Below are 15,993 nucleotides of genomic sequence, written 5' to 3'. Positions count from 1 at the left end.
CAACGGCTGGCGAGCCGGGGGGAAAATGTCAGGAATTGACCGTTATCTGCCTGATGCAGTGAATCGGAGCCGCGGTCCGCAAAAGAAACCGCGGCGACCGAACAATCAGGCGGCGGGGAGCAAGCCTTTCTGTTTGGCGACATGAGTCGCCATTGCGTCCATCAAATCCGGGGACAGGCAGTCATAGGGTTCCAGGCCGATCGAGCGCAAGCGCTCGCGGATAGCCTTCATTTGCGCTGGCGGTGTGCCGGTTTCGATGATGGAGGACACGAACGCCGCGAATCCTGGCGCAGCCCATCCGCGCTGTGGCGAAAGCTCGGTGTGGACGAAATCCAGGCCATAAAACGCATGGTTCTTGTTCTCGATGCGCCCAAAGAGATGGGCGTGACATTGCTTGCAGGCGTGGCGCTGGATGGTGGCGGACTCGTCGACAATCGCCAGTTTTTCGCCGTGGGCAATGACGCTGACCTTATCTCGAGGCACCACGGCGATGACGGCGAATGTCGCGTTTTGTGGTTTCCAGCATTTGCTGCAGCCGCACGCGTGGTTATGCAGGGTTTGTGCGTCGATCTTGACCTCGACCTTGTCGGTCGCACACAGGCATTGCAGGGTGCCACCTGTGAAATTCGCGGCGGCAGGTTGGATACCGTTGTCCAGTGCTGGGTGAAGTTGCAAGGTGCTCATGCTGGCGTCTCCGATTCAGGGTGTCAGACAAAAGTGCCTGGGGCCGTGCCCCAGACCGGTAGTTCATCGGAACTCGATGACAGCGCGGATCGATTGGCCTTTTTGTATCAGATCGAACCGCGACGGATTTCGAAAAGGACACAGTGCATAAACGACTGACCTCCTTCGGTGCGACCGGTCGATTACCCAGATCAAGAATAGTCTGCGATGACGCCTCGAGCACGGCCAGGCCCAGCTAACGGTAGAGGCAACAGGTGCTTACAGGAAAACCGCGTTTGCCGATGGCGAGGACTACGTCCTCGAACGCAGCCTGGCGGACTCGGCAGAGGCTACAAATGCAGGCACTGATTAACCTCCCACTGTGCGGGCGGGTCCGATCAGAATGTTTTCTTCAGCCCTTTCAAGCGCACTTTCGCCCTTTGCACAGCGGCCATTTTTTCAGGCCGCTTCATGCGCTTCCACTTTTTGATGTCTTCCTTGCTTCGCCCGCAACTCACGCACAGATCCCCACTCAGTTGACATACCGAGATGCAGGGATTTTCGATTTCTTTAGCCATTGTCAGTCCCCCTTGGCCGCACGTGATTGAGCCAGGCGCTTTTGCCAATCGCCACCGTGAGTGCGTTGGCACTCTTCCTCGGAGTCGAAACGGACACTGTGGTCTGAAAGGTTCAGGTCGATATTGGCCTCATTCAACGCGATAGCCGTCAGCTCAAAGATGCGCGTCTTGGTGTCAGCCAGGGCGAGTTTTTTATCGGCCAAGGTTTCAAATACCCAGATGACCTTCAGGGTCTCAGCCAACGCGTTCAGGTCAGCGGTGTGAGTGAGCCAGGCAAACCCTTTGATTTCACCTTTTGCTGTTTCGCACGCGTCGGTGAGCGTGGTTATCAACCGGCGTTCGATCCGCGCCAGTTCACGTTTCCCTGGGGGCATTGCGGGTTCCTTTGGAGACAATTAAGGGGAGGCGCTGAATCAGACCGGTCGAAATTCGACCGTCAGATGGCTGACTTCGTGAACCGGCTTGAGACGTTCACGAATGCTGTCGGCGTTCGCAGTGGCCTCACCAAGGACGCTGACGATGGCCGCATGGGCTTGCGGTCCGACCCGCCAGACGTGCAAGTCGGTGATGGTGGCATCCCCCGGTTTCTCAACCAGTTCGCGAATTTCCTCGGCAACGTGCGCATCGGTCTGATCCAGCAGTACACCTGCGGTGACCCCCATCAATGTCCATGCCCAACGCGCAATAACGATGGCGCCGACGATGCCCATGACCGGGTCCAGCCACACCCAACCGAGATACCGGCCAGCGAGCAGTGCAGCGATGGCCAGAACCGAAGTCAGCGCGTCCGCGATGACGTGGACGTAGGCCGATTTCAGGTTGTTGTCGTTCCCGTGATGAGCATGGGCATGATCATCATGATCGTGGCCATGACTGTGTCCGTGGCCCAGCAGCAGGGCACTGACAATGTTGACGATCAAACCGGCAATCGCGATGAGCGTAGCGGTGCCGAACTGAACGTCCGTAGGCTGCAAGAGGCGCATGACAGACTCAACGCCAATTCCCAGGGAAACCATACCGAGAATCAGCGCCGAGGCGAACCCGCCCAAGTCTCCAACCTTTCCAGTACCGAAACTGTAGCGCTGGCTGGAAGCGTGGCGTTTTGCGTAACCGTAGGCGGCCGCCGCAATGCCCAATGCGCCGGCATGGGTTGCCATATGGAAGCCATCGGCCAGTAACGCCATCGAGCCCGTGATATAGCCGGCGGTGATCTCACCAACCATCATCACAACGGTCAGTGCCACAACCCAAAGCGTACGCTTGGCATTTTCGTCGTGCGCTGAGCCAAGGAACATATGGTCGTGTGTGTAGTTGATACGGGAGCTACTCATGAGTGGGTACCTGGATGCGTTCACTTCGAGTAACGGCGAATGGCTTCAAGAAGCTCTTCGACGCCCTTGTTTCGCTCCTCTTCACTGAGTGCAGGGTTCGCGACGTGCTCCCGGGCGTGGTCCTCTATGATTTCCTCCATCAGCCCGTTGATGGCTCCGCGGGTGGCGGCCACCAGGTGCAGCGTTTTGGCGCAATCGAGATCCGATTCCAATGCCCGTTCAACGGCCTGGATTTGTCCGGCGATACGTTTTACGCGCTTGAGCAGTTCGTCTTTGTTGGCTGCGATGTGACCCATTTGATACCCCCCCCACCTATGCATTGCGCATGATAGGCATACCCCCTATACCTATGCAAATCGTCTGATGCACAGACCACCTGAGGGTTGGAGCGAGAGGGTCTTGAATGCCCGATAACAGCCGCTACTGATCCGGCTTTTCCAAAACGTTGATACTTCACGCATACCGATGCGGACGTGCTACCTCCCTGCGTGGCAACGGGCTAACCGTTCGCCACGCGGGATTTTTCTTACGCCGTCGGCTCCACGTTATCCAACGCTTGATTCACCGCCAGTTCCCCCAACATCACCACTTGCGTAATCCCCAGCAGGGTCTTGCGGTTTGAGTTGTCCAATAACGCCGCAAGATTGCTGAGCATGGTGGTCGCCGAGCCCAATGATTCGCTGGCGTTGGCCAGCAGGGATTCGGTGTCGCACTTAGGGTTGGCGAGGAACATCGGTTCGGGTTCGTGGGTGCTGGCCATGATTTGGGCGGCCGGGTTGAGGTAGTGGTCGAGGGCGCGCTCGGCGGCTTCGTGGAGTTTTTTGGAATCGAGGGATTCGTAGGGGGATGCCGGATCGGTTTCCGGTGGGTTTGGCGTTGGTTTGATCATAGATGGAACCTCTAGCGCGAATACTGAAGGAGCCATCACCCTCGCTACCAAACGAAGGGTGGTGGCCATACGCAGGTTGGTAGACCGGTCGCACTAGAACCCGGCGCCCACGAATGGGCCCCACGCATGACCACCATGAAAGCAAAGTCTTAAAAACGACTGTGCAAGGTGACGCCATACATCTAGGCAAAAACCGGGCTACCAAACCCGATCACTGATTTTCAGTGACCCAGCAACGATAGAAGCCCTGTCCTAGACGCACAAGCCGGCGGATTCTGTCTTACCTGTGGGCAGCGGCGCAAGGCGTTGTAGCCTTTGGGTGGTAACAGGAGGCTTCGTTTAAACAGTCAGGATTTTTGTTGTTTAAGCGTAAGTGAAACAGAGGATTCTCTCGCTGCGTCAGCCGATCGAAATCCATGGGGGAGCGACCTTGCTCCGGGCGGCGTACCGACGATATCGGTGTGTCAGCGGCATCGATGTTGAATGGGCCTCCGTCATCGCGAGCAAGCTCGGCTCCCACAGGGTTTGGTGTTTTGTCTGAAGGGTGTTGGGAGGGCATGAACATGCCCTGCCCGCCCGGCTCAGTCACTTCTTGCCGGCCGCTAAATAATGCGCAACCAAAGCATTGGCATGCCCATGCCCCATACCGTGCTCAGCCTTCAGCCAGGCCACCATTTCCATGTGCTTCTTGCCACTCACTGCCCCAAGCAAATCCAGCCAGTGGCTGATGGGCTGTCCATACTTTTTCTCAATGGACGGGAAGTACGACGCGGGCCCTTTTACTGTTGTCTCATCGGTCATGCTGCAAGCTCCCTTTATCACGACGGAGTGTCGGATAACGCTCCTTGTCGTCATCCATTGGCTGGACGCAAAAACATTAGCCCAACAACAACGCCTGCTCAACTTCACACAACTCCACCACGTAATCCCACAGCACGCGCAGCCGCACCGATTTGTGCAGCTCGCGCCGCGTACTGATCCAGTAGCTGCGCTGGATGCTCTCCTCCGGCAGCAACGGCACGAGTTCCGGATCTGCGCTGGCCATGTAGCACGGCAACACCGCAATCCCCAACCCAGAACGCGCTGCCTGTTGCTGGGCGATGACGCTGGTGCTGTGGAACACCACCTGGGGATTGCGGCAGAAGCTGTTGAGGAACATCAGTTCCTGGCTGAACAGCAGGTCGTCGACATAGCCGATCCAGGCGTGACGAGCGAGGTCTTCGCGGCTGTGCAAGGGCGGTGCGCGGTCAAGATAGGCTTGGCTGGCGTACAGCGCCAGGCGATAGTCGGTGAGTTTGCGGGTGACCAGCATGTCGGCGGACGGGCGTTCGAGGTGGATGCTGATCTCGGCTTCGCGGTTGAGGATGCTGACGAAGCGCGGCACCGCCACCAGCTCCACTTCCAGCCCCGGGTAGCGTTCGAATAAACCGTTCATGCGGCTGGCCAGGAACATGATGCCCAGCCCTTCCGTCACCCCGACGCGAATCTTGCCCAGCGGTGCCGTGGACTGGGTGATTTCTTCCTGGGCCAGCAGCGCGACGTTTTCCATCGCTTCGGCGTGTTTGAGCAGCGCTTCGCCGGCCGGCGTCAATTCGTAACCCTGCGCATGCTGGACGAACAGCGCCGTGCCGAGGCTCTTTTCGATGGCCTCGATGTGCCGCGCGACCGTGGCGTGGGTGGTGTTCAAACGGCGCGCGGCGGTGAGCAAACGCCCGCTGCGCTGCAATTCAAGAAAAAACCGCAAGTCATTCCAGTCAAACATGATCCGTCCTTGAAGTGATGCTGTTTAAAAACGCACAGCGGCTGCGCAAAAACTAACATTCTTTTGACGAAAGCTAACAACTAGGATGACCGACAACAAGAACAACAAGACGAGGTCAGGGATGTCGACTTCCCCAGATGAATACGACTACATCGTGGTCGGTGCCGGGCCGGCCGGTTGTTTGTTGGCCAATCGACTGTCGGCCAACCCGCAACACAGGGTCTTGCTGCTCGAAGCCGGCGGCCGCGATAACTACGCGTGGATTCACATCCCCGTGGGTTACCTGTTCTGCATCGGCAACCCGCGCACCGACTGGTGCTTCAAAACCGAGGCGCAACCCGGCCTGCAGGGGCGGACGCTGAGTTACCCACGCGGCAAGGTCCTCGGCGGGTGTTCCTCGATCAACGGCATGATCTACATGCGTGGCCAGGCGGGCGACTATGATCGCTGGGCCGCTGACGGCAATCCGGGCTGGAGCTGGAACGACGTATTGCCGCTATTCAAGAAGAGCGAAAACCATTTTGCCGGCGATTCGGAATTTCACGGTGCCGCTGGCGACTGGCGGGTCGAACGTCAGCGGTTGTCGTGGCCGATTCTGGATGCCTTCCGCAGCGCTGCCGAGCAAAGCGGTATCGCCAGCATCGACGATTTCAACCAGGGCGATAACGAAGGCTGCGGTTACTTTCAGGTCAATCAGAAGGCCGGAATCCGCTGGAACGCGGCCAAGGCGTTTCTCAAACCGATCCGCCACCGTGCCAACCTGACGGTGCTGACCGACGTTGAGGTCGACCGTGTGCTGCTGGAAAACGGCCGCGCCTGCGCCGTCCTCACACGCTGGCAAGGCCAGGCGAAAACCTTCAAGGCACGTAGGGAAATCGTCTTGTGTGCCGGCTCCGTCGGCTCACCGGGCATCCTCCAGCGCTCGGGGATTGGCCCTCGCCCGCTGCTGCAAAAACTGGGGATCGACGTTGCCCATGAGCTGCCGGGCGTGGGCGGTAACCTGCAGGATCACCTGCAACTGCGACTGATCTATAAGTTGGAAAACGCGCGCACGCTAAATCAGATCGCCGGCAGCGTGTGGGGCAAGATGGGCATGGGCCTGCGCTATTTGTATGACCGCAGCGGCCCGCTCTCCATGGCGCCGAGTCAACTGGGGGCCTTCGCCCGCTCGGGGCCGGAACAGACCTCGGCGAATCTCGAATACCACGTGCAACCCTTGTCGCTGGAACGCTTCGGCGAACCGTTGCACCCCTTCCCCGCCTTTACCGCCTCTGTCTGTGATTTGCGGCCGCAAAGCCGTGGCCGAGTGGACATTCGTTCAGCCGACCCACAGCAAGCGCCGCTGATCCAGCCCAACTATCTGAGCCACCCAGAGGATCTGCGCGTCGCCGCCGACGCCATTCGCCTGACCCGCCGCATCGTCGCCGCACCGGCCCTGCAGGCCTTCAATCCGGTCGAGTACTTGCCCGGCGATCGTTTGCAGACCGAGGAAGAATTGCACCAGGCCGCCGCGCAAATCGGCACCACCATTTTTCACCCGGTCGGCACGTGCCGGATGGGCAACGACGCAGACGCAGTGGTCGACGCCGAACTGCGTGTCCACGGCGTTCCCGGTCTGCGCATTGCCGATGCGTCGATCATGCCGCGCATCACCTCCGGCAATACCTGTTCGCCAACGTTGATGATTGCCGAAAAAGCCGCGCAGTTGATGCTCGACTCACCCACAAGGAGTTTTGCCCCGAACGAAACCGCACTGACCGCAGTCTCTTGATCAAGGAATAGCGGCGCCAGCCCACAAGACCGGCGCCGACAGTGGAACAACAAAAACAATCACTGTGAGGGATACCGATATGTCAGAACATGTTCAGCCAATGGAAGCCATACCCGTCGCGGCCATCAGCCACGGCACCCGCAAAGTCATCTTCGCGTCGTCGCTCGGGACGGTCTTCGAGTGGTACGACTTTTTCCTCTATGGCGCCCTTGCGGCGGTGATCAGTAAACAGTTTTTCGCCGGGGTGAATGACACCACGGCGTTCATTTTTGCGCTGATGGCTTTTGCTGCAGGCTTCATCGTGCGGCCCTTCGGTGCGCTGGTATTTGGGCGACTGGGAGACATGATCGGGCGTAAATACACGTTCCTCGCGACCATTGTGCTCATGGGCCTGGCGACCTTCTGCGTCGGCTTGCTGCCGACCTACGCGAGCATCGGCATCGCCGCGCCGATCATCCTCGTGGTGCTGCGCATGCTTCAGGGCCTGGCCCTGGGTGGTGAATATGGCGGCGCTGCCACCTATGTCGCGGAGCACGCGCCGATGGGCAAACGCGGTTTCCACACCAGTTGGATTCAGTCCACGGCGACCCTCGGTTTGCTGCTGTCGCTGCTGGTAGTGCTCGGTTGCCGCTACTTCACGGGCGATCAGTTCGAAGTGTGGGGCTGGCGGATTCCGTTCCTGTTTTCGATCATTTTGCTGGGCATCTCGACCTGGATCCGCTTGAGCCTGCATGAGTCGCCTGCTTTCGTGAAAATGAAAGAAGAAGGCAAACTCTGCAAGTCGCCGCTGCGCGATTCCTTCGGCAAGTGGGAAAACCTCAAGGTCGTGTTGATCGCCCTGTTCAGCATCAATGCCGGGCAAGCGGTGACCTTCTATGCCGCGCAGTTTTACGTGCTGTTTTTCCTCACACAATTCCTGAAGATGGACCCGGCCGTGGCCAACGGCTTGCTGATCGTCAGCGTGATCATCGGCGCGCCGTTCTTCATCTTTTTTGGTTGGCTGTCGGACAAGGTCGGGCGCAAACCGGTATTGATGATCGGCCTGTTGCTGGCCACCGCGCTGTATTTCCCGATCTTCAAATCCCTGGCGCATTACGCCAACCCGGCCATTGACCAGGCCAGCCGCCAGGCGCCGATCACCGTCATGGCCGACCCGGCCACTTGCACCTTCCAGTTCGACCCCGTGGGCAAGGCGAAATTTGATAGCCCGTGCGACAAGGTCAAAACCTTCCTGGTCAAACAAGGCCTGCCCTACGCCAGCGCAGCCGCACCCGCCGGCAGTGGCGTGCAGGTGAGCATCGGCGAGGTACAAATCGACGGTTACGACGAAGCCGCCCTGCGTGGCGCGGTGACACTGGCTGGCTATCCGTCCCAAGCCGATATGCAGCAAATCAACAAACCGATGATCGTCGCGTTGATCGTGGCGCTGATCATCATCTCTGCCATGTGCTACGGCCCGCTGGCGGCATTGATGGTCGAACTGTTTCCCACGCGCATCCGCTACACCTCGATGTCCCTGCCCTATCACATCGGCAACGGCTGGTTTGGCGGGTTCCTGCCGACGGTGTCGTTTGCGTTGGTGGTCTACACCGGCGACATCTTCTACGGGCTTTGGTACCCGGTGGTGATTACCGCGGTGAGCCTGGTGGTGGGGATGATTTGCTTGCGTGAAACCAAGAACGTGGACCTGGACAAAAACTGACAGGTCGTTGTGGCGAGGGTGCTGGTGCCCTCGCCACGCGTGGCTTTGTTACCCTTCAGACCTCGGAGTCGAGCAATTCAAACTTCACCTGATCCGGATAGAACGCCACGTACTCGCGAATCTGCGCCACCGAGATCTTGGGATTTTCGTAACTCCACACGGCGTTAGCGCCTTCATGCCCCGGCACCTGCAAACTGAAATAGCTGGCATCGCCCTTGTAGGGGCAATAGCTGGTGTGATCGGTGCGCGCGTAATACTTTTCGTCGATGTCCTCTCGCGGCACGTAGTACACCGGCGGGTAATTGGCTTCCAGCAGCACCAGTGCGCGTGCAGACGCGGCCACCTGGATGCCATGAAACTTCACCAACAGGCAGCCTGGCTGCTCTGCGATGGTGATGACAGGACTGGGACCGGAGCTTTTCATGGAATACGTTCCTCATGACGGTGATGAACCTGTGGGAGCGTGCGGTGCGGCGATCCGACTTGCCCGATGGATCGCACAGCAGCCCCAAAACCTGAGACCACGACTTTCAGGTATAACCCAAAATTCATCATTGCTCCTGCCTCGCAGCCAAACGGGGCATTTTGACTGCCGCAAACAAACGCAACAGCTTTAGCTGTACATCCATACAGATAATGATTGCTCCATCGCTCATCACCCGCCATTCTGTGCGCCTCTTGCACATTTGATGAACGATGGTGGTTATGCGGCTGTACCTCTGTGAAAAACCTTCCCAGGCCAAAGACATTGCAGCAGTGCTCGGCGCCAAGCGCCGGGGCGACGGCTGCTGGCTGGGAACAGACGTCACGGTGACCTGGTGCATCGGTCATCTGCTGGAAACCGCACCGCCGGACGCCTACGACGCGCGCTACAAACGCTGGGTATTGGCGGACCTGCCGATCATTCCCGATAAATGGAAGATGACCGTCAAGCCGCGCACCGCCAGCCAGTACAAAGCCGTGAAACGCTTGCTCGGCGAGGCCGATGAACTGGTGATCGCCACCGACGCCGACCGTGAAGGCGAAATGATCGCCCGCGAACTGGTCGAGCACTGCCGCTATCGCGGGCCGATCCGCCGGCTGTGGCTGTCGGCGCTGGACGATGCGTCAATCCGCAAGGCACTGGCCGCCTTGAAGCCTGGGGCGGAGACCTTCAGCCTTTATCATTCGGCGTTGGGCCGCTCCCGGGCCGACTGGTTGATCGGGATGAACATGAGCCGGTTGTTTACGCTGCTGGGCCGCCAATCCGGTTATCAGGGTGTCTTGCCGGTGGGTCGGGTACAAACACCGACCCTGAGGCTGGTCGTGGATCGTGATCGCAGCATTGCCGACTTCGTCCCCGTGGCCTATTGGGCCATCGACGTGCAACTGCTGCACGATGGCACGGCGCTCACTGCACAGTGGCGCGCGGCATCCGACGCTTGCGACGATCAGGATCGCTGCCTGAATCAGTCTCTGGCACAGAGCGCAGCCCAGGCCATTGGCAACGCCGCTAGCGCACGGGTAATAAAGCTGCGCACCGAACGCATGCGTGAAGTCGCGCCTTTGCCCTTTGATCTGGGCACCTTGCAGGAAGTCTGTTCAAAGAAGCTCGGGCTCGGCGCCCAGGAAACCCTCGATATTGCCCAGGCGCTCTACGAAACCCACAAGGTCATCACCTACCCGCGCAGTGATTGCGGTTTCCTGCCGATGAGTCAGCACAGCGAGGCCCCGGGCATCCTCGCCGCCCTGCGACAAGCCGATCCAACCCTGAACGCGCTGAACGATTACCTTGAACCCCAGCGGCGCTCACGGGCCTGGAACGATGCCAAGGTCACGGCGCACCACGGCATCATTCCAACGGCCGCGGCGAAGAATCTTGATCGGTTGGTGGGCAAGCAACGGGCGGTCTACACGCTGATCCGTGCCCGCTATCTGGCGCAGTTCCTGCCCAATCATGAATACGATCGCACCCAGGCTGACTTCGACTGCGCCGGTGAAGCCTTGCGCGCCGTCGGCAAACAGATCGTCGAGCCCGGCTGGAAGCGTGCGCTGCCGGAGGCCCTCGCCCCCGCCAAGGGCCGAGAGGTGCCGGCGCCGCAAACCCTGCCGGCATTGGCCGAAGGGCTTGATTGCGCCGTGGCCGACGTGAAGCTCAAGGACCTCTGGACGCAACCACCCAAACCGTTCACTGAAGGCGACCTGATCAAGGCCATGAAGAACGTCGCCAAACTGGTGGAGGATCCGCTGCTCAAGCAGAAACTCAAGGACACCACCGGTATCGGCACCGAGGCGACACGCGCGTCGATCATCCAGGGCTTGCTCGACCGGGGTTATCTGATCAAGAACGGCAAGGCCCTGGCCGCCACCCCGGCGGCCTTCAGCCTGATCGATGCCGTGCCGCGCGCCATTGCCGACCCCGGCACCACGGCGATCTGGGAGCAGGCGCTGGACATGGTGCAGAGCGGCGAAATGAGCCTGGAAGAATTCGTCACCAAACAGGCGGCATGGATGAGCAAGCAAGTCGCGCGTTGCGCCGGTCTGAGCCTGACCATCAGCGGGCCGGCAAGCCCGGCCGGGCGTGGTGCCGCACCGTGGAAGAACAAGCGCAAACCGGCGAAACGCAAACCGTCCACGGGCACCAAACGCACGGCGAAACCGGCAAGTTAAGGTTGATGGCACTTCAAATGGATCGTGATGGTCTAGTGTTCTTCAAACCCGTCGACAGCCCCACTTTCACGCGCTGAAGAAAGGCGCAAAGTACAACTTCTCACCACATTGCATGATTCACGGACAGCCCTGCTCAACCTGGAGCGCTCCGACATGTCTTCGATAGAACTGCACGCCGCAAAGCGCGACGAACTGGACACCATCGAAAATCTGATGCAGTTCTATGTGTACGACTTCAGCGAATGGCTGCCACTGAAACTGGGTGAACATGGTTTTTTCAACATCCAGCCCAAACCGGGTTATTGGCGCACCCCCGCGACCCGGCCGTTTTTGATCAGAGTCGACGGTGAGCTTGCCGGTTTCGTGAGCGTGGACGGCGACACCCACCTCGAGGGTGCCGAATACAACATCGGCTACTTCTTTGTCAGTCGGCGTTTCCGTGGCCAAGGTGTCGCGAAGTTTGTCGTTTCCACCCTCTTGAGCCAGTTCCCCGGTCAATGGCAGATTTTCCATCTGGATGCGAACCCGCCCGCACGGCGGTTCTGGGCCAAAGTGATCCCTGATCTCGCAGGCGGCCAATTCACCCTGCATCAGCGGTCTGTAGACGGTTATCCCTGCACCTTCTACCGTTTCCAGTGTCCGTCGCCGTCACCCTGACGGGCTTCTCCTACAGACTTTTCTCATTCCAATCCGTTTTGTCAGACAATATGTAGTGACTGAAAATAATCACTACATAACTGTTGACGCCTCCGATTTGCCCTTGCATGATGCAGACATCTCCCCGATCGGGAGTACCGCAACATGTTTGAGCAAGCTCGTCTGACCGCCGAGCTGTTTTTCCCGGATACACGCTGCCCACAAGGCAGATTGAAGAAGCTGACCTGGCCCGAACGTCCAGTACAAGGACGAGAAGCGCTAGCGATCAATCCTCATGAAGCTTGTGGCCGACCCTGAAAAGTCGGCAATGGCCAGAAGGTATTCGCTGCTTCTCTTCGTTGTGACGCTTTTGCGTAGCAGTTATTCAACACGACTACATGCAACAGATGCGCGACCTCGTTGAATTCAACGGCCGACCGCTGACGTCCTGGTTTCGGTGCCAGGGATCAACTAACCGATGGGCTACTTGTATTAGCGAATCAACTTTGAAAGATCACCAAATGGTCAAGGGGCATATTATGAATCTGAACAACCAACCCACTATCGATGAACTGGCTCGTATGTTCGCTGCGCAAAAAGACAGCCACGACAGCCACATCCTGTGGATCAGCAAATCGGGCCAGGTTCATATCGACTGCCTGTCGCCTCATGCTCACGAAGCGGAGTTCGATCAGAACAACCAGAACCTGCTGGCCCGACTGAAGATGTACCGTCGCGGCCATGGCTATGTCGGCAAGAAAGCCGCAGCCGACAAGGACTTCATCGGTAATGTTCTGCAAACGCTGAAACAGGCCTGGGCATCGCTGCAAAACCAGAACGAAGTTCGGGTGATTGATCGGTTCTACTGATACTCCCCACGGTTCTATCCAGCGTCTCTAAATTAAAAGGCCCCGCTCGTCATATCGAGCGGGGCCTTTTTTTGTTTGTCGTGTGCGCCGTAAATGAAGCTATGGTTATCGGTATGCGCTGCTGGATTTATGGAGGCTTGCAATGAAAAACCCCCTGACATTCCTGCTGTTTCCGGTTGCAATTGCCGCACTTGCAAACACCACCCCCGGCATCCCGCCATTCGATGCGGACTGCCCCGCAAACGTTACGGTTCATGCGGATCAGGATGGTCCGGTACTGATTAACAACAAAGAAGCCGAAACCAAAGCCGTCGATGATCGCCACTTCGAAACCACGGGTTCGGGTGTCACGATTTCAATCAGCCTTGCCGAAGACGATTCCGTCGTCGTGTCTGCCACCAGCAAAAGCGGCAAAGTCATGTGCCAGTCAGTGGAAGATTGAGGTCGTTGACGCCAGCGCAGGCGTCCCCAACACCAGATTCATGAACGCCACCGACGCCGCACTGTGGTAGTTGTTTTTACGACGAAGCATCGCCGCCCCACGGGTAGGCGCCGCCCCCAGCAATGGAATCTTGCGCAGCGCGCGCTCCTGGCTGGCGATGGCCTCCGGGAGGATGGTGGCAATGGCCGTGTGCCGAATGACCTCCAGCAACGTGCTGACAGAATTGACCTCAATCACCACCTTGGGGGTGATCTGTTCCTGAGCAAAATACTCATTGATGCGGGTGCGGGTGACGAAGTCCGGGGTCAACAGCGCAAACGCCAGTTGAGCGAGCTCTTCAGCAGGCAATGCGACCTGGCTGTCATACAACGGGTGCCCCTGCCCCACCATCACGCCCAGCGTCTCGGTAAAGGCCGGAATCGACTCGATGTCGGCATTTCTGACGTCATTGAACGCGATGGCGATATCCAGCGAGTCATCCGCCAACCCCGCCTCGATGTCGTCCATCGACAACTCGAAAATCTCCAGATGGATATTCGGATACCGCGCCACGTAATCGCGCACCAACGGCCCCACCAGATACGCCATGAACGTGGGCGTCATGGCCAGGCGCAAGGTGCCGCGAGACAAGTCCTTCACGTCATGCAGCGCACGTTTTCCGGCGTCCAGCTCAACCAATACGCGGCGGGCGCACTCGATATAGGCCTCTCCTGCATCGGTCGGCTTGACGGTGCGCGAGGTGCGGTCGAACAGGCTGACCCCCAGGGTTTCTTCAAGCTGGCGGATTTGCTGCGACAGGGTCGGCTGGGAAACATGCAGCGCCTCGGCGGCCCGGGTGAAACCGCCGTGGTCGGCGACGGCCAGCAAGTAACGCAAATGTCGTAGCAGCATGGCTCTTCATCTATAGGCAGGACTTATGCAAAGCATTGTATATCGATCTTGGACGCTATGAGTCAATCGGCAGAAGATGGCTTCACACCCAAGCGACACCACGCCGACAGGAGAATCACCATGCAACAGTCCCACGCTTACAACGACCCGAGTCTGGCCCTGACCACCTCGATTCTCGATGCCAAGGCCCGCAAAAATCTGTCCTGGCAGGACCTGACTGACGGCACCGGCCTGGGCCTGGCCTATGTCACCGCCGCCCTTCTCGGCCAGCATCCATTGCCGGAAACCGCTGCCAAAGTGATTGGCGAAAAACTCGACCTGGACGCCGACACCGTGGCCCGCCTGCAGATCATTCCGCTGCGCGGCAGCCTCACGGGTGTCCCGACCGACCCGACCATCTACCGCTTTTACGAAATGATCCAGATCTACGGCACCACCCTCAAAGCCCTGGTTCATGAGCAATTTGGCGACGGCATCATCAGCGCGATCAACTTCAAGCTCGACATGAAGAAAGTCGAAGACCCGGAAGGTGGCTCCCGAGCGGTGATCACCCTCGACGGCAAGTTCCTGCCACTGCGCCCGTTCTAACCAACACCCTAACCCCGTAGCAGCTGCCGAGCCCGCGAGGCTGCGTCCGAAGACGCAGTCTTCGCCAATCCCGGCGACTGCTTCGCAGCCGAACGCAGCCTCGCAGGCTCGACAGCTGCTACACACAATAGTGAGGACATCACCATGAAAGCGCTCATCGACGGCTTTTTGAAGTTTCAGAACGAAGCCTTTCCACAACGCACCGATTTGTTCAAACACCTGGCCACCACCCAGCATCCCGGCACGTTGTTCATCACCTGTTCCGACAGCCGTGTCGTCCCCGAACTGCTGACCCAGCAGGAACCCGGTGAATTGTTCGTCATCCGCAACGCCGGCAACATCGTGCCGTCATACAGCCCGCACCCCGGCGGTGTGTCAGCCACGGTTGAATATGCGGTTGCGGTGCTCGGTGTCAGCGACATTGTGATCTGTGGGCATTCGGATTGCGGCGCCATGACCGCCATCGCCTCGTGTAAATGCATGGATCACCTGCCGGCGGTCAGCGGCTGGTTGCAGCACGCCGAGTCGGCAAAAGTCATCAACCAATCCCGCCCTCACGCCACTGACGCGGCGAAGGTGAGTTCAATGGTCCGGGAAAACGTCATCGCGCAACTGGCCAATATCCAGACGCACCCGAGCGTGCGCCTGGCGCAAGAAAAAGGCCTGTTGAATTTGCATGGCTGGGTCTACGACATCGAGACCGGTTCGATTGACGCTCTGGAAGCCAGCAGCCGCACTTTCGTGTCGCTGGCAGAACATCCCGCTACCTGCGCTGTTTACGGCAAAACTGTACAAGCCGCCTGATGCGCCTCCCCTGCGCAGCGCTCCTGGCTTACAGGAGCGCTGCTGATGGGATCATCAGGCTCATTTGTCATCCGGTGGCCGACGCTCACTGCGTTCTTCGGCGTCAGGTGGTTCGGGAAAACTGCCGGGTGTGAATACGTGAGTCAGCAACTCCCTGGCATCGACATCGACAACCCCCTGAACCGAACGAGTCAGTGCAACGACCTTTTCACATTGCCGATGGGTAGTGACCCGGCCACTCAACGCCACCGTGCCCGCATGGGTTTTGACGTGAATTTGCAGTCCCAGGGTTGGATCGTCCATGGCCAGGACCGATTTCACCCGGGTCGTCAGCCATGCATCGTGGGCGACCGACTCCAGGTGATGAGAATATTGCTCGAAGGAACGAAGTTTCATGGTGTATCCCTCTTTCAGAACG

Annotated in this window: 19 protein-coding genes; 8 read left to right on the top strand and 11 right to left on the bottom strand. The window is 58.8% G+C overall.

Features of this window, described 5'->3' with window-relative positions; all coding sequences use genetic code 11:
• Nucleotides 1–105: 105 nt before the first annotated feature.
• From gfa to C7534_RS00705, 8 genes are all read right to left on the bottom strand, one after another.
• A complete protein-coding gene (gene gfa / locus C7534_RS00740) occupies nt 106–684 on the bottom strand; it encodes an S-(hydroxymethyl)glutathione synthase (RefSeq protein ID WP_046027614.1) in 579 nt (192 codons plus the stop codon).
• Nucleotides 685–1,061: 377 nt separating this feature from the next.
• Nucleotides 1,062–1,241 (bottom strand): DUF1289 domain-containing protein, encoded by a 180-nt coding sequence (locus tag C7534_RS00735; protein WP_077430293.1) that lies wholly within the window; start codon nt 1,239–1,241, stop codon nt 1,062–1,064.
• Between the two features lie 2 nt (nt 1,242–1,243).
• Nucleotides 1,244–1,615 (bottom strand): hypothetical protein, encoded by a 372-nt coding sequence (locus C7534_RS00730; RefSeq protein WP_109784639.1) that lies wholly within the window; start codon nt 1,613–1,615, stop codon nt 1,244–1,246.
• Between the two features lie 39 nt (nt 1,616–1,654).
• Nucleotides 1,655–2,572 carry a CDF family Co(II)/Ni(II) efflux transporter DmeF gene (gene dmeF, locus C7534_RS00725; RefSeq protein ID WP_109784638.1) on the bottom strand — a complete coding sequence of 306 codons (918 nt, stop codon included), beginning with the start codon at nt 2,570–2,572 and terminating at the stop codon, nt 1,655–1,657.
• Nucleotides 2,573–2,592: 20 nt separating this feature from the next.
• Entirely contained in the window at nt 2,593–2,868 is a 276-nt protein-coding gene (locus C7534_RS00720) for a metal/formaldehyde-sensitive transcriptional repressor (RefSeq protein WP_046027619.1), read from the bottom strand.
• A 230-nt stretch (nt 2,869–3,098) separates the two neighbouring features.
• Complete coding sequence (locus C7534_RS00715) at nt 3,099–3,461, bottom strand: DUF6124 family protein (protein WP_077430296.1); 363 nt, start codon at nt 3,459–3,461, stop codon at nt 3,099–3,101.
• A 585-nt stretch (nt 3,462–4,046) separates the two neighbouring features.
• The gene (locus tag C7534_RS00710) at nt 4,047–4,262 is read right to left on the bottom strand and encodes a DUF4287 domain-containing protein (protein ID WP_046027629.1); all 216 of its coding nucleotides are present in this window, start codon (nt 4,260–4,262) and stop codon (nt 4,047–4,049) included.
• Between the two features lie 76 nt (nt 4,263–4,338).
• Nucleotides 4,339–5,223: a LysR family transcriptional regulator gene (locus tag C7534_RS00705; protein ID WP_109784637.1), complete on the bottom strand. Its 885-nt coding sequence runs from the start codon at nt 5,221–5,223 to the stop codon at nt 4,339–4,341.
• 121 nt (nt 5,224–5,344) lie between these two features.
• On the opposite strand from C7534_RS00705, the gene C7534_RS00700 reads away from it, so the two are divergent.
• Nucleotides 5,345–6,994 (top strand): GMC family oxidoreductase, encoded by a 1,650-nt coding sequence (locus tag C7534_RS00700; protein ID WP_109784636.1) that lies wholly within the window; start codon nt 5,345–5,347, stop codon nt 6,992–6,994.
• 79 nt (nt 6,995–7,073) lie between these two features.
• Complete coding sequence (locus C7534_RS00695) at nt 7,074–8,696, top strand: MFS transporter (RefSeq protein WP_109784635.1); 1,623 nt, start codon at nt 7,074–7,076, stop codon at nt 8,694–8,696.
• Between the two features lie 55 nt (nt 8,697–8,751).
• Here the strand turns inward: C7534_RS00695 and C7534_RS00690 are convergent, their stop codons facing one another.
• Nucleotides 8,752–9,120 carry a DUF427 domain-containing protein gene (locus C7534_RS00690; protein WP_046027635.1) on the bottom strand — a complete coding sequence of 123 codons (369 nt, stop codon included), beginning with the start codon at nt 9,118–9,120 and terminating at the stop codon, nt 8,752–8,754.
• 281 nt (nt 9,121–9,401) lie between these two features.
• Here C7534_RS00690 and C7534_RS00685 point away from each other — a divergent pair, with 281 nt between their 5' ends.
• From C7534_RS00685 to C7534_RS00670, 4 genes are all read left to right on the top strand, one after another.
• Nucleotides 9,402–11,345, top strand: coding sequence for a DNA topoisomerase III (locus C7534_RS00685; protein WP_109784634.1), 1,944 nt, complete (start codon nt 9,402–9,404; stop codon nt 11,343–11,345).
• Between the two features lie 153 nt (nt 11,346–11,498).
• The gene (locus C7534_RS00680) at nt 11,499–12,002 is read left to right on the top strand and encodes a GNAT family N-acetyltransferase (protein WP_109784633.1); all 504 of its coding nucleotides are present in this window, start codon (nt 11,499–11,501) and stop codon (nt 12,000–12,002) included.
• Between the two features lie 518 nt (nt 12,003–12,520).
• Nucleotides 12,521–12,850, top strand: coding sequence for a hypothetical protein (locus tag C7534_RS00675; protein WP_077432160.1), 330 nt, complete (start codon nt 12,521–12,523; stop codon nt 12,848–12,850).
• Nucleotides 12,851–12,992: 142 nt separating this feature from the next.
• On the top strand, nt 12,993–13,292 hold the full coding sequence (locus C7534_RS00670; RefSeq protein ID WP_109784632.1) for a hypothetical protein: 300 nt from the start codon (nt 12,993–12,995) through the stop codon (nt 13,290–13,292).
• Here C7534_RS00670 and cynR read toward each other — a convergent pair.
• The gene (gene cynR / locus C7534_RS00665; protein WP_109784631.1) at nt 13,278–14,183 is read right to left on the bottom strand and encodes a transcriptional regulator CynR; all 906 of its coding nucleotides are present in this window, start codon (nt 14,181–14,183) and stop codon (nt 13,278–13,280) included. The two genes, C7534_RS00670 and cynR, sit on opposite strands and share 15 nt — an antisense overlap.
• A gap of 120 nt (nt 14,184–14,303) precedes the next feature.
• Here cynR and cynS point away from each other — a divergent pair, with 120 nt between their 5' ends.
• Together cynS and C7534_RS00655 are read left to right on the top strand one after the other, a co-directional pair.
• Nucleotides 14,304–14,771: a cyanase gene (gene cynS / locus C7534_RS00660; protein ID WP_109784630.1), complete on the top strand. Its 468-nt coding sequence runs from the start codon at nt 14,304–14,306 to the stop codon at nt 14,769–14,771.
• A gap of 144 nt (nt 14,772–14,915) precedes the next feature.
• Complete coding sequence (locus C7534_RS00655; RefSeq protein WP_109784629.1) at nt 14,916–15,575, top strand: carbonic anhydrase; 660 nt, start codon at nt 14,916–14,918, stop codon at nt 15,573–15,575.
• A 60-nt stretch (nt 15,576–15,635) separates the two neighbouring features.
• On the opposite strand, the gene C7534_RS00650 is transcribed toward C7534_RS00655, so the two are convergent.
• The gene (locus C7534_RS00650; protein ID WP_046027647.1) at nt 15,636–15,971 is read right to left on the bottom strand and encodes a BON domain-containing protein; all 336 of its coding nucleotides are present in this window, start codon (nt 15,969–15,971) and stop codon (nt 15,636–15,638) included.
• Nucleotides 15,972–15,993 lie beyond the last annotated feature (22 nt).

This window comes from Pseudomonas sp. OV226, from assembly GCF_003148705.1.
Classification (GTDB): Bacteria; Pseudomonadota; Gammaproteobacteria; order Pseudomonadales; family Pseudomonadaceae; genus Aquipseudomonas.
The sequence above is the reverse complement of the archived record's forward strand: the minus strand, read 5'-3'. Positions and strand labels throughout refer to the sequence as shown.

Excerpts from the sequence above, each read along its gene's own strand:
- C7534_RS00650 (WP_046027647.1), bottom strand. The coding sequence starts at position 15,971 with ATGAAACTTCGTTCCTTCGAGCAATATTCTCATCACCTGGAGTCGGTC.
- C7534_RS00715 (WP_077430296.1), bottom strand. The coding sequence starts at position 3,461 with ATGATCAAACCAACGCCAAACCCACCGGAAACCGATCCGGCATCCCCC.
- C7534_RS00680 (WP_109784633.1), top strand. The coding sequence starts at position 11,499 with ATGTCTTCGATAGAACTGCACGCCGCAAAGCGCGACGAACTGGACACC.
- gfa (WP_046027614.1), bottom strand. The coding sequence starts at position 684 with ATGAGCACCTTGCAACTTCACCCAGCACTGGACAACGGTATCCAACCT.
- cynR (WP_109784631.1), bottom strand. The coding sequence starts at position 14,183 with ATGCTGCTACGACATTTGCGTTACTTGCTGGCCGTCGCCGACCACGGC.
- C7534_RS00685 (WP_109784634.1), top strand. The coding sequence starts at position 9,402 with ATGCGGCTGTACCTCTGTGAAAAACCTTCCCAGGCCAAAGACATTGCA.
- C7534_RS00655 (WP_109784629.1), top strand. The coding sequence starts at position 14,916 with ATGAAAGCGCTCATCGACGGCTTTTTGAAGTTTCAGAACGAAGCCTTT.
- C7534_RS00690 (WP_046027635.1), bottom strand. The coding sequence starts at position 9,120 with ATGAAAAGCTCCGGTCCCAGTCCTGTCATCACCATCGCAGAGCAGCCA.
- cynS (WP_109784630.1), top strand. The coding sequence starts at position 14,304 with ATGCAACAGTCCCACGCTTACAACGACCCGAGTCTGGCCCTGACCACC.
- C7534_RS00720 (WP_046027619.1), bottom strand. The coding sequence starts at position 2,868 with ATGGGTCACATCGCAGCCAACAAAGACGAACTGCTCAAGCGCGTAAAA.
- dmeF (WP_109784638.1), bottom strand. The coding sequence starts at position 2,572 with ATGAGTAGCTCCCGTATCAACTACACACACGACCATATGTTCCTTGGC.
- C7534_RS00695 (WP_109784635.1), top strand. The coding sequence starts at position 7,074 with ATGTCAGAACATGTTCAGCCAATGGAAGCCATACCCGTCGCGGCCATC.
- C7534_RS00710 (WP_046027629.1), bottom strand. The coding sequence starts at position 4,262 with ATGACCGATGAGACAACAGTAAAAGGGCCCGCGTCGTACTTCCCGTCC.
- C7534_RS00705 (WP_109784637.1), bottom strand. The coding sequence starts at position 5,223 with ATGTTTGACTGGAATGACTTGCGGTTTTTTCTTGAATTGCAGCGCAGC.
- C7534_RS00670 (WP_109784632.1), top strand. The coding sequence starts at position 12,993 with ATGAAAAACCCCCTGACATTCCTGCTGTTTCCGGTTGCAATTGCCGCA.
- C7534_RS00700 (WP_109784636.1), top strand. The coding sequence starts at position 5,345 with ATGTCGACTTCCCCAGATGAATACGACTACATCGTGGTCGGTGCCGGG.
- C7534_RS00675 (WP_077432160.1), top strand. The coding sequence starts at position 12,521 with ATGAATCTGAACAACCAACCCACTATCGATGAACTGGCTCGTATGTTC.
- C7534_RS00735 (WP_077430293.1), bottom strand. The coding sequence starts at position 1,241 with ATGGCTAAAGAAATCGAAAATCCCTGCATCTCGGTATGTCAACTGAGT.
- C7534_RS00730 (WP_109784639.1), bottom strand. The coding sequence starts at position 1,615 with ATGCCCCCAGGGAAACGTGAACTGGCGCGGATCGAACGCCGGTTGATA.